Source organism: Ruegeria sp. (genome assembly GCF_965199275.1).
In the GTDB taxonomy this organism is placed as follows: domain Bacteria; phylum Pseudomonadota; class Alphaproteobacteria; order Rhodobacterales; family Rhodobacteraceae; genus Ruegeria.
Genome location: NZ_CBDAQX010000030.1, coordinates 1 through 22726, shown reverse-complemented (window position 1 = coordinate 22726; position 22726 = coordinate 1). Strand labels below are relative to the sequence as shown.

The window sequence follows — 22726 nt, the reverse complement described above, 5'->3', positions numbered from 1 at the left end:
GAAGTAGCTTTACTATTAGCTTTATAGCGTTATAGTTAGCTATCTATATTTTTTACTCACACAGAAAGATGTTAAAATGCCAGTCATCACTTTCGCAAACCCGAAAGGTGGATCAGGTAAATCAACCGCTTGTCTTCTTGCGAGTCTCGAACTTGCAAGAAGACAAAACACAGTCAGCATTATTGAAACGGACCCACTCAGGTGGATAGGCCGTTGGGCTGACCTGCAACCGACGTCTTGCCAAAATGTAAGCGTAGGCAGCGTACTTAACCCCGATAAACTCCCGGAAACAATTCAAAATGAAATTGGCTCAAATGACTTTGTATTGATAGATACTGAGGGCAGTAAAAACATAGCCGTTGCTCATGCAATTACAATGGCAGACTTGGTTGTCATCCCTATTCAACCAAGCGCCCTAGATAGCGAAGCAGCTGCTGAAGCATTAAATTTATTGCGGGCCCAGGAAGTTGCAGCACGACGAAGGATACCTTTTGTTTTGGTATTCAATCGAATAAGTGCTGCAATCGAAACCAGAAGTGGTAGAGCAATAAGACAAGAAATAACCTCCCATGGGATTTCCCTACTGAAAGTTGGATTGGTTGAGCGGGCCGCATTTCGTGAACTGTTCGCATACGGAGGAGATCTGGCAGATCTTCCATGTGATGAGGTCAATGGGGTCAAGAAAGCTGTCGATAATGCTACAAAATATACTGAAGCAGTGATTTCAATGATTTCAGAGGAAACAATAAATGCCACGTAAGAAACTATTTGAACCACTTTCAGTGTTACCGGATCCTGATGCAGTAAAATCAGTAGCGGCAGAACAGGGATTTGATCGAGGGATAACTACAGACACGCAAAATGCGAAAATCCCCAATATGAAACCGTTGCCAACTGAGCGCCGCAAACCGAAACGCAATCGCACTGGGAGAGACGCCCAGTTGAACTTAAAAGTTACTCCAGCATGCAGAACTGAATTAGAGGCAGTAGCCGACAAAAACAACTGGGGTTTGGGCGAAACCTTAGAGCACCTGTTAGCTTACTGGAAAAAAACCAGAATTGACTGAATGGCAATCAGCTTCATACACCACCGCCCAACTGGACCCTATCATGGCCAGAGATTGGAGAGCGCAAAGCTGATCGCGTCAAACGGGGGAACCGAAACGGCATCCGCGTTCGCCAATGAGGCGATCAGCAACCAGTGCCCGCCTTTCAGTTGGAAGGCTTCGAGCGTTCGGGCATCCGGATCAACAAACCAAAGATGTCCGACCCCTTCTCTTGCATAAATGTTCCGCTTGGGTCCTAGATCGATCTGTCGGGTTGAGGGGGACAGCACTTCACATACCCAGTCCGGTGCAATGGCAACAAAGGGGGTTTCCGGCGGCTCGGGCATCGTCTCGCGCCGCCAGCCTGCAAGGTCAGGTACCAGCACATCGTCTCCAAGATGGACTTCAGGTTCATCCAATATCCACCAGCCACCGGGGCCGCCGCTGCCGTGGTCGAAAGGATCCATCAGCTTTCCGCCAACGGAAGATGCTGCACGCGCATGTGGAAAGGCAGGGCGCGGATGGGTGTGCAGCGTACCGCCTAGAATCTGCGCGACCATATTCGGCGGCGCGTCGATGACGTCCTGATAGGTGGCGGGGTGTTTGTTCTCTTTGGTAAGAGGAGCTGGCTTTATCATGACTTCACGGTCCTGGTTACAGCGTTCCTTAAGTCGCGTAAAAGTTGTTCTATCCATTGCCCAGCAACTTAAGGTTAATGGCTTGCATTTTGTTTGAGGAATAGATATCGATTGGAGTACAAATCGGGAATCATCGTAGGAGGAGATGTCATGTTATTCGGACCCCCTGTCGTTATTATTTAATTTTTCGCATTGTTCTTCTTCATATTGCTCTGTGAGGCATTCCACTACAGCGTTTAGTTTTTTTCGTGATCTTGCTCGAATAGAGTCATTCCTCTATTTTTGTATATTTTGTTATTAGTTTGGCTTTTTGGTGCATATTCTTCAACACACTCTTTGAGTGAATCATGGGCCAAATAGGCCTTGCGGAGCATTTCCTTCCCGAACGACAAATAAGATTCCAAAGCAGCCACTCTCCGATCCTTAGACAAGTTATCATAGCATCCATCTGTCATTGCGGTGGCTTGCACGGTAAAGAACTCTTCGAATTGATAGTACCCAATCACAGGTCCGATAGCTGCACGGGGAAGCATATCAAGGCGTGATTTCAACCCTTCATAAACATCATTTGTGTTGCTGCTGATCACCACGGGTAGACCACTGCTGCCTTCCGTCGATTTATTGATCATGTTTTTGAAGCGAGCTCGGTATTCTGCGACTTTTTTCTCATTAAACATCTCATAAATCTGAACTAAGTTCAGAGCAATCTCGACATCCAATGCTTTCAACGCTCGATACCGCCTCTCAGCTTCCTCAGCGCGCGCCTCGTTGGCATTTTTTGTCTGTTCGCTCTGCCAAAGCCAAAGAGCGGATAAGGCTGGAAACAGAAAACCTAGAACAGCAAGGCTGGCATAGATTGGGTTGTCGCTGAGCGGTGTTTTAACCAATTCAAAATAATTGGTAAGCGCCATATAGATAAATGCAAAAATTAAGGGCAGCAGTAAACTGACCAACAGGATAATCAAATATCCTCTTGCTTTCTCCATTGCCGTTTCTCCCCTCTACATTTCTGAAGCTGAATTGCCTTTAGCGCCACTTTGTAGATGCATCACCCAACCACAGTATACGACGCTACTTAAAACGAGAAGCAAAAACGCTTTCCACTTGAGGAAACTGTGTATGCACCATAACCGCCCCACGTTTTGCGATGCTCTGTCATTTACTCCGGGAATTTGCTCCTAAGTGCTGTCTCCCTCAATGTCCGCATCAGGCTTTCCGGCGGCCAAAGCGTTCATCCATGAAAGACACAAGTCAAGAGAGCGGTAACTTCCGTATTTCTCGTTTTCTTCTGCTTCGACAATCGGGAATGTGCTGTATATGTAGCGCACATCCTCACGGTCAGTGATACCATAAAGTAGAAAGAACACGGCATCCATCTTGGCGCGCAGCGCAAGCCTTCGCTCATCATCCCACATGAAGTACGATTTGGCTTCACCCGTTTCCCTCACATAACCGAGGTCCTGCGCAAACGGACCAATGCTATGGGCAGTATATGTGAGTTCAAGCACGGCTTCTCTGATAATTTCTGCGGCGCTTTTCTTACCAAAGCGGGTTGTTGTGAACTGCTCCTGCGGAATTATGGGAAGCTGTTCCACGATGTACCAGTTGAGGTTTTGGCCCTGAACCTTTTGCCTGAGAACGAAGTCGAGCACGATGGAGTTCAATACCGCCAAAAACAGGGAAGCTGTTTCTGCAGCGCGGCCTTTTGAACTTTCTACCAGAATTAATGGGAATGAATTTCCGACACCCGAGAACGGAATCAGGGATGCTATCATTGTTCTGGCATTTGTGGGTGCTGTGACATGCTTGAACCCCAGCACCCAGGCATTCTTGACGATTGCCGAGCACTTGTCTTCTGGCACCCAATACTGTGGTGCGGGCATCCATGCGGGATCCTTGTGCTGGTCCAGCGTGGCGGCGAGAGGTTGTCCTGGCCGGAACAGGTTTTCGGGATTGGTGATGACACTGGCGGCGCGATGATCATAAGCCTGGACCATCTTACCTTCATAAAGTGGCACCCACCTGCCCGATGGACTGTCAAAGGAATGACCACCAATCGGCCAGGCTCCTTCCTTTTCCTCAAGCTCGGCTCGGGCCCGAAATAGCCCAGAGTCGTTGGTTATGTCGAACATCCGATGATACCGCACCGGCCAGCTTTTCACCGGCTCACCACCTGAGCGGTCCACAAGCACCGGGACACGATCATAAATCGCTGTTGTCAGTTCCGCGTCCTTCCGGGTGCGGAAGATCGGCGCTGTACCAGTGTTGGGGTTTACCTTGGCGAAGTCCTTGGCGGTCAGCTCAAAGCAGCGCTCCTGGTCCCCCAGTTCCGACAGGTCCTGCACAAAACAGGCACAGCGAGCGGCTGCAAACTCGCCTTCTTTCCGCCCCGCCACAAACACACTGAACTTGAAGCGAGTATCCACATCCGGGAAGAAGGGTGGAAGATCGAAGCGTTTCCTCCGGTTTTCGAAATCATAAAGTGCTTTAAGGCGGCCTGTGGTAGAGACGCTGCGAAAGAAGGTTGAGGTGCTCTTGTCCGCAGAAATGCCGGAAGGCACGACCAGACCGATCCGTCCCTTCGGGTTTATGAGCGTCATGGCGCGCTCAACGAAGAGCCAGTAGAGGGGGTATGAATGATTTGTGATCGGCCAAACGCCCTGAATCTGTTAGAGGATTCGGGGAGGCGGATAGGTCTCAGGCTGGATGTTTTCGTAGGGCATTGTGACCCTGTAGTGGAGCTTAGCCTTCGCCTGTTTCCGAACAGCCCCCATAGGGCCCGGTTTTGGCCGGTGATCCTGCATAGGAGCTTGGTTTGGCCGTTCACGCCCCATTGGGGGCTCCGCCTCCTTGAGCAGGGAGTATAGCCATGGCTTACATAGGTGTCGATCTTCATACGAATTCCTTCACGATCTGTCGGCGTGAGACGGACGGATCGGAAACATTCCAAACCTTTCAACTGTCCGCGCAGGCGCTTGAGCAGTTCTGTCAGAGCCTTGATGCGGATGACGAACTGGCGGTCGAGGCCACCGGCAACACGGCCTGGTTCTGCGGTGAGGTGGAACCCTGTGTCGGCCGGATCGTTGTGGTCAACCCGCGCCAGTTTAAAGTGATCCGCACATCGGTGAAGAAAACCGATCGCAACGATGCCCGCGCCCTGGCGTTTTTCCTGTCGAAGGACATGCTGCCGGAAACCCGGCTCAAGTCCACTCAGGAAAGCGAACTGGCCTCGCTGACCCGGACGCGTGACATGCTGGTCAAACAGCGCACCATGCTGCTGAACGGCATCCACGCGATGTTTGTCCGCCACGGCATGAAGCTGAAGAAGGAAGGGTTGTCCAGCAAGAAGCGCCTGCGCGACCTGGATCTCAGCCGCTTCACACCGCTTGAGCAGGTCGAACTGGCGGCATTGCGGGACCAGGCGCTCGGCCTGACCGAAACCCTGAGCCGTCTCGACAAGGCCATCGAGGAGGCCGCCTCGGCCATGAAAGGCTTTGAGGGGCTCACCAGCATCAAGGGGATCGGTGCGCGATCTGCCGCGGTCCTGCTGGCGGGGATCGGCAGGGTTGAAGACTTCTCCGACGCGGACAAGCTGGCCGCCTATGTCGGCATCGTGCCCAAGGTGAGCAACTCAAACGAAACCGAACATCACGGGCGGATCACGAAGCGCGGCAACAAGCTCATGCGCACCACGCTGGTGCAATGTACGCTCATCGCGATCCGCTATTCGGGATATCTCAACAGCCATTATCGGCGCATCAAGGAACGCCGTGGCGCGGGCAAGGCGATCATAGCCACTGCCCGCAAGCTGCTCAAGATCATCTATGACACGCTCAAGAACGGCTGGGTCTTCGACGATTTTGTCGAATTTAAAATCAAACAAAATCAATGTCATGCTTGACAATCATCATAGGAGATTTACATCCCCACCCGACAGCAACGGATAGTCTCCCCCAACTCTGGATTGCCGCAAAGCCGCCTCTGAGCGCTCGGCGGCATCCTTGAAAGATTTTGCCAGGCTTGACCCATCAAGACCCTCTATCAGCTCGCGCCGGGTTGCGGCGCGGCTTTCACTGGCTATTGCCGGGTCGCGTTCAGCAAACCACTCGACCTGCTGCAGCTTCATCCGGTCCCAGGGCGGGTTTCCGATCACCGCGTCAAAACCGCCGGTGAGACCGGGCTGCTCCCAGGCCGTCCAGACACCAGGAAAGCTTACCTGCCAGTTGATGAACCGCTCCTCCCTCGCCAGATTTTGAGCCTCTTCCAGCACGACCTGGAATATCTCGAAAACCTGCTGTTGCCGACCTCCATTGCCATTTGGCGGTGGCGCTATGGTCTCTGCGCCTTGAGCGATCCCGACCGGGTCACCGTAAAGCCCGTCCATATAAGCGTCGATGGCAGGCTTTTTGCTTTTGTCGAGAGCCAGCCAATCGAAGGCATGGCTAAGAGAAAGGAACGCATCCAGCGGGCGGATCATTTCGGCCACCTCGCTGAAAAGCGCGGCAGAGCGATGCGCTTCCGCGATCTCGGCATCGGTCAGAAGTTCAATGGCCTGCATAGGGACAGCGCTTTCCAACGCGTCCTGAACCGGGCCGTGCAGGAACAGGTTGGCCGAATCCCGTGATGTGCCAACCCAGGTTCCAAAAAGGCTGTCACCGCACCGCAGATGATGGTCAAGGAAGGACAGGGGGGCTCCTACGGTGAAGGTATGAAGCCAGAGGGACACCTTGGCCAGCTCAACCGCCATGGGATTCTTGTCTGCGCCGTGCACACAACGCTTGAGCACCATACGCCGCACGATGTGCCGGTCATCAAGCCGGGCGGCTTCCACGGCCCAGCCATGTGCCTCGGCATTGCTCAGGATCGTCGCGCGAATGTCGGCGATCCGCGCAGCAAGAGGCGATACATAGTCTTCCTGAACCTCTGCGGCATCCCTGCTTGCCTCGGCCATGGCCGCGATCACCCGGTCGGCCATGTAATCAACCAGGGCCACGAGAAAATGGCCCGATCCCATGGCCGGGTCACAAACCCGAAGGTCCAGCATCCGGCTTGCCGGATCGAGGATGGCCAGCTCGTCCGGCGCCGTGTTCGCGTCTGGTGCGGTAATCCTGTCCTGAAATGCTTCCCGGCATCGCTCGAGCAGTGGCTCCACTGTTTCCACAAGGGCACAGCGCACCAGATCATCTGGCGTGTAATAGCTTCCCGAAACCTTGCGCGCCCAGGGATTGGGTCGAATTGTGATCCGGTCTTCTTTTTTCACCACATCATATTCCAGGATGCGCTCATAAACCGAACCAAGTTGCTGGACCGAAAGATCTCGGTAGTTGATATACCGCCGCTCCCCCGAGGTATGTTCAAACGAAAGCGCATCAATCACCGAAGCAACGGCCGCATCGGACAGACGCAGGCCATCGAGAACCAGAGGTTTGCCCCGTTCAAAAAGCCCGCCATTATAGGGGGGCAGACCAAGACCGGGATCACCGTCTCCAATGCAGTGAAACAACCCCTCAAGCCGCGCCCAGAAAGCCGTCACCGCATGAGAATAGGTGCGCCCCTGGTCCAGTTCAGTGCCAATGTCGCGGCGCATATGGCGCAGGCTGTAGCGCTCATAGCGCGGGTCGCCCACAGGCAGAAGGTTGCGGTCTTCGGCATAAAGCAGAAACAGAATTCGGTAGAGAACCACGAGAGCGCCTTCGCGCACCGCATCAAGTGACGTGCCGGGCGGTGCTGCCTCCGCTATGGCCCGTGCCAGTCCGGGAAAAACCTCGTGGAAAACTTTTTCGGAGAGGTCCTCGGCGATCCGCGCCTCATAACTGCGACCCTCGTCAATAGCCCGAAGATGGAAGCTGCGGCCCGTAGGGCCTGCGGCATCGAATGCGGCGCGACGGAAAGCGAGAATGAAGACCTTCAGCCGGTGCCGCTGCGAATCGGGTTCCAGCGCAAGTTGATTGGCGATACCCTCCTCCAAACCGAGAACGGCCAGAAGATCGAGTTCCAGAAAGTCTTCCGAGACAGACCGGGCGTTCGCGAAGTAAAGGCGCCAGTGCCGTCCGTTGGTCAGAATCCCCCAGCGAAGCTTCCCCTCCGTGACGCTTTCGGCCCGACGCATGTAGCGCAACATCTGCGTGGAGGGCGGTATCGCGTCCCCAGGCGCATCTCCGCGCTGGTCAAGGGGGCAGTCCCAGCGTTTGGCTTCCAGAAGGGCCCGTCCCAACCCATAGCGCCGCCATTGCTCCGGCAGTGCCACCGCATCGACCTTGGCGTCCGGTGACCCAAAGAGCAGACCGTCCGGCACATCCGCCCGACCTTTAACGGACAGGGTTTGCTGGGGCAGGGTGTCGGTCCAGCCGAGGTGGGTAAGGACAGGCCAGATCAGGTCCTGTTCCGTCTGTGCCTCGTTCGGAGACTGCGCCGCCAGAAAACTGGTAACGGTTTCGCGGATTGCACTGCCAAGGCGATCAACCTCAGCTTCGGGCAGGCTGTTCCAGTCCTCCATCTCGCGGATAGTGTCGGTGAGAAACCCTTGGGTGAACAGGCCGCCTTGGCCCAGATGGTCATTCATGAAGATCTGTCTCCGACGCTGGATCTTGTAGGTATATCAAATATCTTTCGCGCATTTCGCGGTGATTGCGGCGTTCCGAGTTGGCATTACGGGATTTTCCGGTTCAGTTGGTGGTTTATCCAGGGAAAGGTGGAGCATGCCTACTCTGCAACCGACCGTGCACTTAGTAACTTGCTTTTGAGCGTCATGCGCTCAGGTTCTTGTTGCTCCGAGTAGTCAGCAATCTGCAGTAGCTTTAGAGCATCCAAGTTAGATGTGTCCTGAGGGGTCAGCAACATAATGCCACCGGTTAGTTCGTTGTTTCCGCGAACGCCACTTATGAGGCAATAACTTGAAACCAATTCTTCTGGTTCACGTGGGGTTCTGAATCTGTCGGCCCCAAATGCTGGGCTAACGTGTTTAACATGAAACGTAACTACCGCCTGCCCACCGGGTTCAATTTGGATTGGCTCGTCGGGGGTAAATGAAACCATAAACATCCCAGCAATATCTCTCCACCGGTACTTTTCCAACGGCTTTCCCTTGAGGACGACTTCGTCGAGGTGCGCTCTGGGATCGGTTGGTAGGAATAGACCACATTGTATCAAAGTGATTACAGTGCTTAGCTCAGAATTATTGGTAATAGCAAATATGCTTTGCTGCATTTTCAGATGTCGAGAACATTCTGAATTGTCCGGTGTAGGTAACATGCCAATTGTCCGCTTCAGTTGATTGCGCGGTGGCCCAATTCGGAGGGAGCCGTAGGCGACCGTAGATTTGGGCCACCGCGTTCGCGCCACGTCGAAGCGGGTCACGCGACTTTGTGTTTGCTATCCTCCTGTGTGATGGGTGATCCGTCAGGCTGGTAGCGGCCAATGCATCTCGGGCCGTGGAAGATGACCAGTTGACCATCGGGGTATTCGTGGACCCTGACCTTCGCCTTGACGAAATGATGACGGTGCCTGTCTGCCGCGATCTGCATGACCAGGCCCTTGTAGCGCACCGTATTGTCGTTGCCGACGACGCGGTCTTCCTGCACACACAGGGTGTCGCGCACATTGCCTGTAAACGGCACGAAGGCCGAGGTCGTATCCTCCGGCTCCTTTGCAAACAGGGCATTGTGTTCGGGAAGATAGACCTCTTTCAGGAACTGATTGGCCTCTTCAATGGTTGTGATCCCATGGGACCGCAGTTCCTGCGGCAATCGGTTCTGGAACGTGCCAAACATGCGTTCAGACCGTCCACGGGCCTGCGGTGAATAGGCCGGGATCAGCTCAATGCCGAGTTGCTGCAAGGCGCGCCCGACCTGGGTCAGATTGTCCTTGTCCACTTTGCCGCCCGCTTCGGGCGTATGCCAGTAATGAGAGCCCCGATCGGCATAGAGCGAGCAAAACAGACCTTGCGCCTCGATCACCTCTGTCAGCCCCTGAAAACTGCTCATCGTCCCTTCTTCCTCGACAAAGAATGCCGAATAAACCCGGTTGGTGGCATCGTCCATGGTGACGATCAGATCCCACCACTGACCCGGAACCCATTCATGGCTGGAGCCGTCCTGATGCAACATCATGCCAACCATCGGACGGCGGGGCCGCTTGCGCCGATGGGCACCTCGTCGGGGTGCTGCCTGAACCCGGCCGTGGCGCTGCAGTGTAAGCCGCACCCAGTTGTAGCTCTGTGTGAAACCATGGTGGGCCACCAGCTTCTCGTGGAAATGCTTCGGCGTGTAATCCCAGTACTTGGTATCAAACAGTTCAAGCATCTCCATGACCTTATCCGTGGCAACACGATTGTTGGCCAGTTTGCCAAGCCGACGGTCGTACAGACCTTCTGCACCATCCGCCTCAAATCGATCCTCCCAACGCCTGACGGTGCGCACGGATACACCCAGTATCTCAGCCGCCTGTTCTTGCGTCAGCTTGTTCGCGCTTCGCCGCGAATACACATCTTCAAACTTCATCAGTCGAACTTCCTGTAACACTTCTGCTCGGTTCATAACGCCTCCTCTCAGAGACAGAATAGAACCGGACAGATCGCATGTTACATACACCGGACATATCGCGTGTTAGCGACACTTTGCTGCATTTTCAGATCGACTACAGCACCGCTCAATTTAAAGCTGTCTCGAGACAGGTACTGGTTCACTGCTTCTAAGACAACGCGCCCGTTGCCCAACAATAAACTGAATACTCCCAAAGCCGCGACGACCACGGCTAATAGGGCTCTCCAAGTTGGCAAAAAACGTCGCCAATCCTGATAATTCCCGCATATTACACACTTTGACGCCGGATAGGGAATGTCACTATAGCAATCCACGCAATTCTTCATTTTGTTTTCTGGCGACATTAATCTCTTTCTACGCGTTCTATATTCTTAAACTCAATTCCGAGACGCCGTTATCGAAAATTCCCCGGGACTTAACTGAACGACTTCAGTATCATCTGTGCCGGGCCTTTTCGAGACTATCAACTTCACCGCACCACGGATGGTGCATAATCGCGGTGATGCTTGCTTCATCGGTCGTCCTCCGGGTACCCGTGTCCGAATTATCTATTTATCGCGCGGTTTTTTTCTTTCTTCGCCAGCCCCCTCTGGTTCGCTTGTTCCTTCCGGCCAGAGCGCATCGAGCGGGAAAGTGATGGCGTCGAAGGGGGGCTGTGAGACGGGCGCGTCATCGGCCAGTGTGACCAGCAGTACCCAATGGCCGTCGCGCAGTTCCAGCACTTCCAGCGTTTTGGCTGCGGGGTCGACGAACCAGAGGTGCTGCACGGCTTCGCGGGCATAGATGCCGGCCTTTTCGTGCCGATCGATCCGCCGCGTTGAGGGCGAGAGCACCTCGCAGGCCCAGTCCGGGGCAGTGTCGAAGAACGCCGCATCCGGGTAGTCCGGCATGGTCTCGCGCCGCCAGCCTGCCAGATCGGGCACAAGGATATCCTCGCCCAGATGCAATTCCGGCTCATCAATAATCCACCAGCCACCGGGGCCGCCGCGACCTCGACCAAAGGGACTGCCCACTTCCATACCCAGGATGGAACTTGCCCATGCATGTCGCGCTGCCGGTCTTGGCTGGGTATAGAGCGTTCCTGCCAGCACTTCGGCGACCTTGTTGGGGGGCGCGTCGAGGACGTCCTGATAGGTTGCCCTGCGTCGGGGTGTCTGGATGCTGCGGTCCTGTGCGGTCATTGCATTCATCTCCTGTTGCCCGGCATCATAGACAACTGCCGGGTTCCTGTCACTTGCGTTTGCGGCCCTGCGCGCTGTTCCGGGCCTTTGCCAACCGTCCTTGTTCGGCGATCTGTCGGCGCCAGGCCTCCCCCGGCTTGCGCTCGGTGCCGTCGTCCACGAGCACAAGTTTCATGCTGTTCTTGCGCCCGGGCTTCCAGATGTATGTTCGCTCGAACGCACTTGCCCCGGTGGGGATACGGGTGACCCGGCCTTTGGCGACGGCCTCGTCGATGAGGCGGCGTTCTTCTGCTGTGATGACCGAGTACTGCCGCTGTCGCCCAGGCTCATTCCTCTCATCCATCTCGACCCTCTCCGCCGTCATTCTGCCATCCTCTGCTGTCACCCTGTGGTGTTCTGTCTGTCCGACAGTATTTCAGCGCTGCTGTGTGTTTTCCTCACCGGCTTGCCGCCTGCGCAGCCGTAAAATGCGATTGACGGATGTCGGGACAAGTCCGGTGCGGTGACTGATCTCCTTGACGCTCATGCCCGCTGCGGCCCAGGCCTCTATGTTCGCATCCCTCTTGGCACGTGCCGCATTTTCCACCGGGTCTCCATATATTGCCGGTCGCTCAGAGCTTGCGCGGGACAGACCCCAGGTTTTCTTGGCGCGGCTGTTTTCGATCTCGGCCAATGCTTTCCATCGCGCCAGCACTGTGGTTGCCGCCTCTTGTCCCGAAGGTTTCATCTTCTGTCCCCTGACATCCGAGCCGTCCTGAGCCTCTGGTCGTTTATGATCAAACTCCGCCTGGGCCTGTCCGCGACCCGTTTCACGCATCATCGCGCCCCATGATAGCCTTTCCACCCCTTCGGACCCTGTGAGCGCCCGCCCTGCGCCCCTTTCCCCGTCCCCCACATCAAGCCACCCCCTTTCCCCGCCACATCGCGCCGCTCCATCCGCCCGCACACCTCATCGCCCCCCGCACCCCGTCCCACAAGTCCTCTCACTGCAGAGCCCTTCCTTCGGGATGCGCCTTTGGCTGTTTGCCTTGTCTGTCGCGTTCCCAGATACCGAGGATAGCGCGTGTGAGGTTGAGCTCACCTGTTATGGCGCGCCGTGTACATGCGCGCAGTGTACCGCCCGGGTTTATGACGGGTGTGACGGGATGGAACCTGTTTCTGTCGATGACGAGCAGGGCGATGAAGGCGATTTCGTCACCCATGACATCTGTGGCCTCGAGCCATGCGGATATATTGATGGAGAGGTCGCGCAGCAGGTAGGGCAGGCAGTCGCGCCAGTCTTCCAGGACCTCAAGATACATGGCTGCGTCTTCGGATGCGAGATCTTTGAGTGTATTCTGGTTGAGTTTTTGCAGGATTTCGGGGTTGATCCACAGGCTGGCCTTGCGATCATTGTTTCTAAAGCAATCATTGCGCCCGTCAGGGTGCAATGCCAAGCTAACCCTGTCGCCAGCGTATGCTGGCGTCATCATTTTCGACTGCAGGTCGTTACAGGATTCAAAAGGTTTGGATTGAGGTTGTATATGGGGCCGGACATGGGAGACCGCCGCACCGGACATATTTGTGCCATAATGCCTGTTATCCACAGAGGTTACGGGCTGGTCTGTATCCGTGCTTGCATGGGTGTTTCCATGTGTGTTTTCGGGGGCGATTGCGGCTACGTCCTGACGGACGTCACGCTCTGCGTCCTGCCGAGAAGAACAAAGGTCTGCGGATTTGCTTGCCGGGGATACCCCTTCGGGCGCCAGCACGTGATCCGGTGATGCGGCACCCTCTGCTTCGGGCGTTGGGTCAGACTCAAGCTCAGGCGCTGGTTCCGGGGGGCAGGGGGCCTGCGCCCGGGGTTCGGGCTGCGGTTCGGACTGCAGTTCGGGCCGGGGGCCGGCCTGCGCTTCAGAGTGGTCTTCTGTCCGGTCTTCTGCCTGGATGTCAGTCTGTGGCCCTGTCTGTGGCCCTGTCTGCTCTTCGGGGGCGAGCGGTGTCAGGGCCTCGCGAATGCGGTCCTCAAGCGCGATCACCTGTGCGTGGAGCAGATCCAATGCCTCCGCGTCCAGAGCGCGCAGCCGGGTCCGGGCACTGAACGCGCGCAGCCCCTCGTAAGCCTCTTCCGCCCAGGCCCGGGTTTCCGCATCCGCAATGCCCCTGATCAGCAAACGGACCCGCTGCTTGCCTGTGCGCACATAACCCACCACCTGCCGGCGCTGCGCTTCCTCCTCCTCGGCCTGCGCCACAAGAAAGGTGAAGGCCTGGTAATTGGCAATCGTCGGCTCCAGTGACAGGCCAAAGCGCACGCCCTCTGCGGAGCCCCGAGAGGCCCGGTAGCCGCGATAGCCATTCTCCGCCGTGGTCCGCGCAATCAGGCCAAAGCGCACCAGCCGCTCTTCGATGCGCCGAAACTGCCGCTCGCTCAATCCCAGCGCCCGCGCCATGTCACATTGCCGCCGCCAGTTCACCGGCGCATGGGTGCCGCTGTGCCAGGCCACCCGTTCGGTGCGGTCGGCAATCTCGCGATAGGCCTGCACATCCGTCGCTGTGCCCCCCCTCAGGATCAGAACCGCAACAGCAATATTGATCGCCGTGGCCTTGGTCACATCCCCCGGCAAGACAAAATGTTCCTCCGCCCCCGGTATAAACGCCTGGATCTGATGCGCACGCGCGGGATCATAAACCCCGGGGCCCCCGCTGCATGTAAAATCTCGCATCTCTGCTCTCCGTCAGGAGCATGGATCTGCCGGGGGTGTCCCCGTCTCAGCCCATGCGTGGAGCGGCTCCGATCTGTGCGCAGGGGCGCAAAACCCCCTCCGAACCCGTCGAAACCCGCGTGGATGCGCAACATTTTGCAAAAAACATGGGATATCCCGCGCCAAAACCCGTTTTGGGCTTGACGGTGCGGGCTGTCTACGGGTAGCGAAAGGGTGATTTTATTATTTACGCTACCCGTGAGCGACAGCCCACCGAGAACCCGCGTTGCAGAGATGCTGCGCGGTTTTTTCGTTTCATGTGCCCGCGTGCCGGGCCAATTGAACGTTTCTGGTGAGCTGCTCTCCCTTATCTTGTGGGTGTTGACGTTGTTGTTAACCGCATCTTGAGAGTCGGGCAACCAAAACAACAGCTGTGCCCCCCGCGCGCAGAGCCCGCCGGGGACCAGGGCCACACGCCCGCCCGGGGATCCGTGTTTAGAGGTGGTGTATTCGAGGGTGGTTGATTCGCATCCGCAACTCTGCCAAGGTGAGCGCCATGAGAGCTGTTCTGCAGATAAATCCCGGCACCCGCCCGATGGAAAAAACCCAGGTGGACAGACCCCGGATGGGCAGAGTTCAGATGAACACCCGCCAGATGAACAGAATCCGGCCTTCGCGCCGATGCGCCGATGCGCCGATGCGCCGATGCGCCGATGCGCCGATGCGCCGATGCGCCGATGCGCCGATGCGCCGATGCGCCGATGCGCCGATGCGCCGATGTCTGCGCGCGCGCGAGCCATAGGTCAAGAGGCAAAACGCCGAAACCTCAAAACAAGTCCCGGCCCCTCTCAGGCAGCCCGGAAAGCGCGGGGTCAGATATCGTGATGCCTCTGCGATCATGTCCTCCTCCTGCGCTCTTCCTAGGCCGGAATCACATGCGCTGTCCATGGCGCTGTCTATGGGCTGTGGTTTTTGCCGCGCTCACCACAGTTTCTGCCGTCCTGCCACAACCCGGCCTGGCGCAAGACATCATCCGCTGCCCGGACTGGCAGTCGCTGGTCAGACCGGTCGCGCTGCGCGCCAGCACCGAGCGGGTCGCGCCCGGCGCGTTTGAGGCAAAGCTCACGCGCCCGGGCCGGACTGCCGCCCCGTCGCCAGATCTCGCAGATCAGCGGGACGGGGCAGGCCGCAGGCGGGCGGTCCCATTACCGTCCGCCTGCACCCATACCATCCGCGCCGGCGACACGCTGGGCCGGATCGCCGCGCGCAACCTGGGCAGCGCAAAACGCTGGCCACAAATTGCCCGCGCCAATCCGGGGCTCGATCCCAAGCGCCTGCGCATCGGGGCCCCCATCCGATTGCCCTGTGGGGCCGGGGCCGGGCAGGGGGCATCAGTGGGACAGGAGAAGTCCAGCACAATACCCGCCAGCAAGCCCGGTGCGCCGCTCAGCGGCACCGGGTTCCTGGCCGCCCTTTTTGGCACCAAAGCGCCCGCGCCCTCCACCGCAGCGACACAGACAGGCGCGGGCAAGGCAGGGCGGGCCGCATCCCCGGCAGATGGGGCACAGGTGTCAAAGCCTGCAAAAGGGACCAAAGCCACAAAACCCGCCACACCGCCGCCCGCACCCCTGCCGGTCTGGAGCGCGCGGGCTGGCGAGGATTTCGAGGCGGTGCTCAGGCGCTGGGGCAGGGCGGCGGGATACCGGGTGGTTGTCAGCACCAGTGACGCCTGGATCCTGGCGGTGCCGGTCCGGCTGCAGGCCGAGTTTGAGGCCGCGCTGAACCAGCTCGTGCAGGGCCTGGGCTCTGACGGCACCGCACCCCCGGTGCGGATTTACTCCAACAGGACAATCCGGCTGGGAGGTCTGTGATGGGGCGGCGCAGATCATCCGGTCCGATCCGGCCTAAACGGACCATAGCTGCATATATGGACATCTGAACGAACATATGGGGAACAAAAACGCCTTGACGCAGGAGTACAGCTGTTCTGAGATCAAGCATCTTTTCCGATGGGAGCGCGTATGTCTGATCGATCATTCCTGGAGTGCTGGAGTCTGAATTTCAACGACATGGAGTTCGTTGAGGCATTCAATTTAGCCAGCCGGTTCCGGGTTGCCTTCCAGCTGCGATTTTTCCAGACGCATGGGCGTTTCCCTTCGCGTGAGCAAGATCTCAGTTCCGAAGGACTGGAGTATTTGGCCCAGCAACTGGACGTGAAGGTTCCCGTTGATCAGGAGCCATTCGATTACCGCCACGTCAATGCCCGCCGCCACCGTGTTGCCATCCTGAAACATCTTGGGGTTCGGCGAGCCACAGATCGGGATCGCCTGGCTTTGCGCTCATGGATTTTTGAGGACTGCCGCAGGTCGTCGGCTCCGACTGTGGAAGACCAAGTTGCATCGGCATATGCGTGGTGCCTCAGCAATTCGATCTACATCTCATCTGACAAGATCATGGAGCGGTTGGTTCGTAGTGCCAGGCACGATTTTCTTAAGGATTTGTTGGCATCCACTGCCCGCATTCTTCCAGCCAACACGCGGGACCAACTGGAAAAAAGCCTTTCGGAACCAAGAGGCCCTGGTGGATTTCACCTTATGAAAAACGGGGTTGGCGCGGCCACTCTCGCCAACGTTCTTGGGGCATGTGATCGCCTGACTTTTCTTGCGGCCCTCAATTTGTCCTCTGAGCATTTGGCTGGCATTGACCCTGCCTGGATCTCCATGTTGTGTCGCCGGGTTGAACGGGAGAATGCCTCAGAAATGCGACGGCATAGCGATGACCGGCGGATCGGTCTCTACGCCCTGTATCTCATGGACCGTCAGAGAAAGCTGACGGATGATCTGGTTGATCTGTTTCTGGAAATTACGCATCGCCTTCAAACCCGCTCGCGACGAAGGGTAATTGCCAAGATAGCCAGCGACATCGAGCGGGTTTACGGCAAGGATCGACTGTTGTGTGCCATGGCAGAAGCGGCGATCGAGGAACCGGAGGGGCGGGTGATCGATGTGATCTATCCGGTCGCCAGTGTTGCAAAGTTGAAGGCAGTGATTGAAGAATATCGCGCCAGCGGCACACTGGACAAGCGCATCCAGACTGTCATGCGCGGCTCCTATGCCAATCATTACCGCAGGATGATGCCAGCACTCTTGTCCGTCCTGCACTTCCGGTCGAACAATGCTGTGTGGCGTCCAATACTTGATGCCCTTGAGCGGATCATTGAATGGCGGGAAGAAGGCCGCAGGACAGTGCCTGTCGGGGACGCACCTGCCGGCTCCATTCCTGCAGGCTGGAAGGAATTTGTCGTTGACGATACGGGTCGTTTGAACGTGATTTCCTATGAAATCTGTATACTTGGCCAACTTCGTTCCAGTATCCGCGCGCGTGAAATCTGGGTTGAAGGTGCCGATCGCTACCGGAATCCGGACCACGACTTGCCCGCAGATTTTGACGAGCGTCGCGCGTCTTACTACGCTGGTCTTGGCCTGCCTCAGGACGCTCAGGCCTTCGTGGCAAATATTCGCAGCGAACTTGAGGACGAGTTGCGGTTGTTGAACGAGACACTGCCGAAAAACGACAAAGTCCGATTACGGACAACAGGGGATAACCGCATCTGTATCACGCCTTTCGAGCGCCAACCGGAGCCAGCCGGTTTGATCAACTTGAAAAACGAGATCGGACGAACCTGGCCAATGACAAGCCTTCTCGATGTCCTAAAGGAAACCGCTTTGGATACCGGGTTTCTGGATTGTTTCGAGAGTTCGGCCAGTCGGGAGGTGTTGACGGAAGATGTCCGCAACCGGCGTCTGCTCCTTACGCTTTACGGGGTTGGCACAAATGCCGGTCTCAACCGGATTGCCACTGGAACCGAGGGTGTCAGCATTGATGAGCTCGCCCACGTTTACAGGCGCTATGTCAACGCCACCGCGTTGAGGGCGGCTTGCGCCAAGGTGGCCAATGCCACGCTGGCAATTCGCGATCCTGTCAATCGGCATTGAATAATGACCCCCCATCGGCGTCCAAATTTGACCCCCCTTGGAGCTAAGAGGGGCGTTGAGGGGGTCGTGTTTAGGTTGATTCAGGAGGGGGTGGACAGCAGGTCAAACCGAAAAGAGAGCGTAGCTCGACTGAAGGTTTGACCTGCTGTCTGTTTTGAATTTATTCCCCGATTTCGAGGTTAGTCGCGGTGGTTAATTCGCCAGCTTTCGTTCCCGGTTTCGATGATATCGCAATGGTGTGTCAGTCGATCCAGGAGAGCAGTGGTCATTTTGGCATCTGTGAACACACTCGGCCATTCCTGACTTCCGACCTTTTTGTTGATCTGACTGGGTTTTTGGTTTGTTTTCAGGTGTGGTTGCTCAGAGGCGCGTTGTAGTGCCCCATTATTATAAAAAGTATTGACATGGGCCTTCAGATGGCTAACCTCTTCGCCCATGTTCATCCGCACCAAACATGACGCAAAGCTCAACCGCACACGGATCCAGATCGTTGAATCCGTCCGCACCGGCTCCAAGGTACGCCAGAAGATCCTGCGCCATGTGGGTGTGGCCCATAACGACAGCGAGATTGAGGATATCAAGCGTCTGGCGGGCCGCTTGATGGAGCAATTACGCATTGATCGCTCGCCGCAAATGGAACTGTTCACGCCCACGGAATATGCCGATCTGCAGGCGCTGGTGCGCCGCGCTCCGCGGCCGGACAAGCTTGGCGTTGATCTTGCCGAGTGCCGTGAGGAGGCGCGGGTCTCTCTGGGTCTGCGGGATGTCATGGGGACGATGTATGACCAACTGGGTTGGGGGGCCCTTCTGGGGGCGGCGCGTAAAAGTGCCAATCGCATTGTGAAAGAGCTGGTTATGGCGCGGATCGCACAGCCCGAGAGCAAGCGCGCGACCGTGGAGGCGTTGGAGAACCAGGCAGGCATCACGCTCAATCTGGACGTGGTCTATCGGAGCATGGATTACATCAATACGCCGGTGATAGACGGGATTTGCAAAACCTCTCACGCGGCGGCAGAGAAGTTGCTGGGCGGGCCAGTGACCGTGCTGTTCTACGATTGCACGACCCTGGCCTTTGACACCGAGCGCGAGGACCCGGCCGAGGATGCGGACGGGGTCGAGCAGGATCATCTTCTGGCCAAGGGCTTCAGCAAGGATGGCAAGCATCACCGCGCTCAGGTCATGCTGGCGCTGATCGTCACCTCCGATGGGCTGCCTGTGGGCTATGAACTCTTCCCGGGAAACACCTGGGAAGGTCATACGCTGGAAGCTGCGCTGAAGGCGTTGGAGGGACGCTTCGACGTGGCCAGGGTCACGTTCGTGGCCGATGCCGCCATGCTCAGCAAGGACAACCAGCAGATGTTGCAGAACAAGGGTCTGCCCTACATCCTCGGCTATCGCATGAAGTCCGCCCCGGCCGCCGTGAAGGCGAACATTTTGAGCCCGGAGGGACGCCAGCCTTGGGCTGGACACGGTTCTGAAGAGGCAACCGAGAAGGGCTGGTACAAGGTGATCGACCAGGAGGGAGCGCGGGTCATTGTGACCTGGTCACCCACCCGGGCACGCAATGATGCCCACAAGCGCGACAAGGCAATCGAAAAGCTGCACAAGAAGCTCAAGCGCTCTCGCAAACCCGGCAGCTTCAGCAGCCGGGGATATGGCCGCTTCCTGGCCTTCCCCGACAGCGGGGACGTCACGCTGGATGATGCAAAGATCAAGGCAGCGGCACAATGGGACGGGCTGCATGCCATTGTTGTTCATGGTGCGGACGAACTGGAGGCACAGGACGTCATTGCCCGCTATCACCAGTTGTGGGAGATCGAAGCCTGCTTCCGCACCAACAAGCACGATCTGAAAATCCGGCCCATCTATCACTGGTCGCCGCGTCGGGTCCGGGCCCATATCGCCATCTGCTACATGGCCTTCTGCTGCCTGCAGCACCTGCGCAAGCATCTGGACCTGCTCGGACACCCGATGAGCCCGGCTCGTATCCGCAACGAGTTGAACGCATTGCAGCTCTCGATCCTGCGCCACAAAGGCACCCCTGACCGCTACGGCATGCCAAGCCATGCCACGGTCGATGCCAGACGCATCCTCACCTGCGTCGGCCTGACCTGGAACGAAGCCCCTTTCAAGATACCCCCCGGGCGCACCCGAAAAACTGGCCAGACCAAAGCCTGAGCTCCCTCAACACTCCGAAACAATCGCTGGCGAAAAAAGTCCGTGTAGTGCCTTTTGGCAACCAAGGCATAATAATATCAATGACTTATACGAAAAAATGTCGGAAGTCAGGAGAGCAGTGGTCATTTTGGCATCTGTGAACACACTCGGCCATTCAGCAAATGCGAGGTTGGTTGTTAGCAGAATAGACGTTCGCTCGTACAGTTTGCTGATGAGATGGAAGAGTAATCGTCCACCAGACTCTGCGAACGGCAGATAACCGAGTTCGTCTATAATCACGAGGTCGACGCGGATCAGCTGCTCGCTGAGCCGCCCGGCGTTGCCTTCGCGATGTTCAGCCTCCAGCTTGTTCGCGAGATCCACAGCGCTGAAGAACCTGACCCGCCGGCGGTTATTGACCGCGTGGCCCCCGATCGCTGTTGCGAGATGCGTTTTGCCCGATCCGGTTCCACCGACCAGCACGCCATTCCTGGCCTGGTCCATAAAATCGCCGTCATGAAGATTGCGCACGACTTCCTCGTTGACGGGGCTGACCGTGAAGTCGAACTCAGGTAAGGACTTGCAGACCGGGAACTTTGCGGCACCCATCTGATACCGGATCGAGCGCGCAGTCTTTTCGGCCAGTTCGGCCGTGAGGAGTTCGGCCACGACCTGTTGGGGCCGCCAGTTGTTTTTGGCTGCGGCCTGCATCACTTCGTCAAAGCAGTTGACGATGCCTGGCAACTTCAGTTGACGGGCAAGTTCGAGAATTTCCTTACGCAGTTGCATGGGAGCCTCCAAGCCTGTCATAGCGAGCGCAATCCGCGATCGGTGCCATTTTCAGCTGCAGGTGGGCAGGCGGCTCAATCGCCTTTGGCGGCGGGGGATTGGTGCGCCGAGAGACAATGTTCAGGATCGCATCGGCCTTGCGCAGGCCAGATTTTAGAGCTTCTTCGCAGGCAGCCTCGACCACATCAATGTCGTGCTGGTAAGCAGCGAAAAGAATATCGGCAAGTTGCCGGTCTCCGTCGGATGTGCCCCGCAGATGGGTCCAGATCTGCGTCATTGCCGGTGGTAGGTCCCAGTCACGGAACGGTGCTCCATTGCGCAGAGCGCCAGGCTTGCGCTTGAGGACGGGCACATAGTGCCAAGGGTTGAAGATCGTTTTTCCTCGGCCGAAGCACCGTTCGTGCTCTCCGACAATCTCACCGTCTTGGCGCAGGACAATCCGCGTGGCGTAGACCTGCAACTGGACCTGACGTCCAACAGCTCTTGCCTCAACGCTGTATTTGTTTCTTTCGAAGTTGATCAGGCAGGTTCGGCTCACGGCGACCGTCTTTTCACGGAACCCGACGAAGGGCTTCTGCAGATGCGTCAGCAGCGGCTTTTCCTGCTGGAACTCCTCCCAGACCGTCACCTCCAGGTTTTCCGGATGCCGCAGTTCTTTTGCGCGTTTGATCGCGTCTTTTTGCAGCCGGGCATTCAATTCATCGAAGTCGGCCACCTCCAGACGCGGTGTAAAACTATAGGCGCGGCTCTCCTTGACCAGATTCTCAACCTGACCCTTCTCCCAACCGGCCGCGCGCGTACAGGCGATCGGGTTCACCAGATGATGAGAACACATCCGGGAGAATGCCTTGTTGAACTTTCTTTCCTTGCCCGACAGGATCGCATCGACGGCGGTCGTCATGTTATCGTAGATCCCGTTGATGCAGCCTCCACCAAAGAATTTGAAGGCCTCGTCGTGGGCATCAAAGACCATCTCCTGCGTCTCGCGCGGATAGGCAATGGAGAATGGCATGCGGCTATGGCAAAGTTTGAAATGGGCAACCTTCACGGTCGTGAGTGCACCGTCCATCAAAACCGTCTCCACACTCCAGTCGAACTGGTACGCCTCCCCAGGATCAAAGATCAGCGGGATGAACGCCTGCGCCTGTTGTCGGCCGTGCGCAATGCGCCAATTCTTTGTGTAGCGTCGAACACTGTCATACCCGCCGCCAAAACCATCATCGGAGAGTTCCTTCCAGATTTTGGTCATCCGCTTGCGGTGTTTCTTCGGAAGCGCCTCGTTCTCCTCAAGCGTTTCATCCAGACGCGCGCGCCAAGGCCCGAGCACCGGGTATGGCTGCGATTTGCGCTCATATTTGAACTCCGTCACTCCCGATCGGATTATCTTTCGAACCGTTGCACGGCTCAAATTGAGCGAACGGCAAATTTCCTTGATGCTCTTTTTTTCGATCAGGTGTAAGCGACGCACTTTTCTAATAGTTTCCACGCAAATCATCCCGCTTGCCTCTCCATCGACTGCTCAATGAAAAGGATGTCTACAACCATAGGGAGGGGTCAAATTTGGACGCCGATTTCCCCGCTTAGGGGGTCAAAATTGCACGCTTTTCTACAGCGATCCGGATATATGGGGTTCGGTTGGGACGGCCTGCGCGGCAGACTCCACGAAATTTGGGGCTTGGGACCGTAACCTCATGACGGA

The 22726-nt window shown here is 56.9% G+C and carries 19 protein-coding genes and 1 pseudogene; 6 read left to right on the top strand and 14 right to left on the bottom strand.

The window, feature by feature from the left end; translation table 11 throughout:
* The first annotated feature begins 76 nt into the window (after window positions 1-76).
* Window positions 77-760 carry a division plane positioning ATPase MipZ gene (locus ACOERD_RS28060; protein ID WP_419741204.1) on the top strand — a complete coding sequence of 228 codons (684 nt, stop codon included), beginning with the start codon at window positions 77-79 and terminating at the stop codon, window positions 758-760.
* Window positions 750-1067 (top strand): hypothetical protein, encoded by a 318-nt coding sequence (locus ACOERD_RS28055; protein ID WP_419741203.1) that lies wholly within the window; start codon window positions 750-752, stop codon window positions 1065-1067. Before ACOERD_RS28060 ends, ACOERD_RS28055 begins: the two co-directional genes overlap by 11 nt.
* A gap of 41 nt (window positions 1068-1108) precedes the next feature.
* Here the strand turns inward: ACOERD_RS28055 and ACOERD_RS28050 are convergent, their stop codons facing one another.
* From ACOERD_RS28050 to ACOERD_RS28040, 3 genes are all read right to left on the bottom strand, one after another.
* Window positions 1109-1741, bottom strand: coding sequence for a Uma2 family endonuclease (locus ACOERD_RS28050; RefSeq protein WP_419741202.1), 633 nt, complete (start codon window positions 1739-1741; stop codon window positions 1109-1111).
* A 179-nt stretch (window positions 1742-1920) separates the two neighbouring features.
* Window positions 1921-2670, bottom strand: a complete 750-nt coding sequence (locus ACOERD_RS28045; protein ID WP_419741201.1) for a hypothetical protein — start codon at window positions 2668-2670, stop codon at window positions 1921-1923.
* Between the two features lie 192 nt (window positions 2671-2862).
* Window positions 2863-4332 carry an Eco57I restriction-modification methylase domain-containing protein gene (locus ACOERD_RS28040; protein ID WP_419741205.1) on the bottom strand — a complete coding sequence of 490 codons (1470 nt, stop codon included), beginning with the start codon at window positions 4330-4332 and terminating at the stop codon, window positions 2863-2865.
* 221 nt (window positions 4333-4553) lie between these two features.
* On the opposite strand from ACOERD_RS28040, the gene ACOERD_RS28035 reads away from it, so the two are divergent.
* Window positions 4554-5585 (top strand): IS110 family transposase, encoded by a 1032-nt coding sequence (locus ACOERD_RS28035; protein ID WP_419737763.1) that lies wholly within the window; start codon window positions 4554-4556, stop codon window positions 5583-5585.
* 6 nt (window positions 5586-5591) lie between these two features.
* Here ACOERD_RS28035 and ACOERD_RS28030 read toward each other — a convergent pair whose 3' ends face one another.
* The 8 genes from ACOERD_RS28030 to ACOERD_RS27995 form a co-directional block, all read right to left on the bottom strand.
* Window positions 5592-8246, bottom strand: coding sequence for an Eco57I restriction-modification methylase domain-containing protein (locus tag ACOERD_RS28030; RefSeq protein ID WP_419741200.1), 2655 nt, complete (start codon window positions 8244-8246; stop codon window positions 5592-5594).
* Window positions 8247-8386: 140 nt separating this feature from the next.
* On the bottom strand, window positions 8387-8935 hold the full coding sequence (locus tag ACOERD_RS28025; RefSeq protein WP_419741199.1) for a hypothetical protein: 549 nt from the start codon (window positions 8933-8935) through the stop codon (window positions 8387-8389).
* Between the two features lie 101 nt (window positions 8936-9036).
* A complete protein-coding gene (locus ACOERD_RS28020) occupies window positions 9037-10218 on the bottom strand; it encodes an ISNCY family transposase (protein WP_419737631.1) in 1182 nt (393 codons plus the stop codon).
* Window positions 10219-10772: 554 nt separating this feature from the next.
* A complete protein-coding gene (locus ACOERD_RS28015) occupies window positions 10773-11405 on the bottom strand; it encodes a Uma2 family endonuclease (protein ID WP_419741198.1) in 633 nt (210 codons plus the stop codon).
* A gap of 49 nt (window positions 11406-11454) precedes the next feature.
* The gene (locus ACOERD_RS28010; protein WP_419741197.1) at window positions 11455-11769 is read right to left on the bottom strand and encodes a hypothetical protein; all 315 of its coding nucleotides are present in this window, start codon (window positions 11767-11769) and stop codon (window positions 11455-11457) included.
* 51 nt (window positions 11770-11820) lie between these two features.
* The gene (locus ACOERD_RS28005; RefSeq protein WP_419741196.1) at window positions 11821-12225 is read right to left on the bottom strand and encodes a hypothetical protein; all 405 of its coding nucleotides are present in this window, start codon (window positions 12223-12225) and stop codon (window positions 11821-11823) included.
* A 163-nt stretch (window positions 12226-12388) separates the two neighbouring features.
* Window positions 12389-14107 (bottom strand): replication initiation protein RepC, encoded by a 1719-nt coding sequence (gene repC / locus ACOERD_RS28000; RefSeq protein ID WP_419741195.1) that lies wholly within the window; start codon window positions 14105-14107, stop codon window positions 12389-12391.
* Between the two features lie 615 nt (window positions 14108-14722).
* Window positions 14723-14986 carry a hypothetical protein gene (locus ACOERD_RS27995; protein WP_419741194.1) on the bottom strand — a complete coding sequence of 88 codons (264 nt, stop codon included), beginning with the start codon at window positions 14984-14986 and terminating at the stop codon, window positions 14723-14725.
* Between the two features lie 35 nt (window positions 14987-15021).
* Here ACOERD_RS27995 and ACOERD_RS27990 point away from each other — a divergent pair, with 35 nt between their 5' ends.
* The gene (locus ACOERD_RS27990; protein WP_419741193.1) at window positions 15022-15957 is read left to right on the top strand and encodes a TcpQ domain-containing protein; all 936 of its coding nucleotides are present in this window, start codon (window positions 15022-15024) and stop codon (window positions 15955-15957) included.
* 150 nt (window positions 15958-16107) lie between these two features.
* Window positions 16108-18081: a Tn3 family transposase gene (locus ACOERD_RS27985; protein ID WP_419741192.1), complete on the top strand. Its 1974-nt coding sequence runs from the start codon at window positions 16108-16110 to the stop codon at window positions 18079-18081.
* A gap of 179 nt (window positions 18082-18260) precedes the next feature.
* Here the strand turns inward: ACOERD_RS27985 and ACOERD_RS27980 are convergent.
* Window positions 18261-18380, bottom strand: a pseudogene (locus ACOERD_RS27980) (ATP-binding protein); the annotation flags it as partial.
* A 136-nt stretch (window positions 18381-18516) separates the two neighbouring features.
* Between ACOERD_RS27980 and ACOERD_RS27975 the strand changes: the two are divergent.
* On the top strand, window positions 18517-20259 hold the full coding sequence (locus ACOERD_RS27975; RefSeq protein ID WP_419737624.1) for an IS1634 family transposase: 1743 nt from the start codon (window positions 18517-18519) through the stop codon (window positions 20257-20259).
* Window positions 20260-20265: 6 nt separating this feature from the next.
* Here ACOERD_RS27975 and istB read toward each other — a convergent pair whose 3' ends face one another.
* The gene (gene istB / locus ACOERD_RS27970) at window positions 20266-21027 is read right to left on the bottom strand and encodes an IS21-like element helper ATPase IstB (protein WP_419739187.1); all 762 of its coding nucleotides are present in this window, start codon (window positions 21025-21027) and stop codon (window positions 20266-20268) included.
* On the bottom strand, window positions 21014-22522 hold the full coding sequence (gene istA / locus ACOERD_RS27965; RefSeq protein WP_419737605.1) for an IS21 family transposase: 1509 nt from the start codon (window positions 22520-22522) through the stop codon (window positions 21014-21016). Before istA ends, istB begins: the two co-directional genes overlap by 14 nt.
* Window positions 22523-22726: the final 204 nt, after the last annotated feature.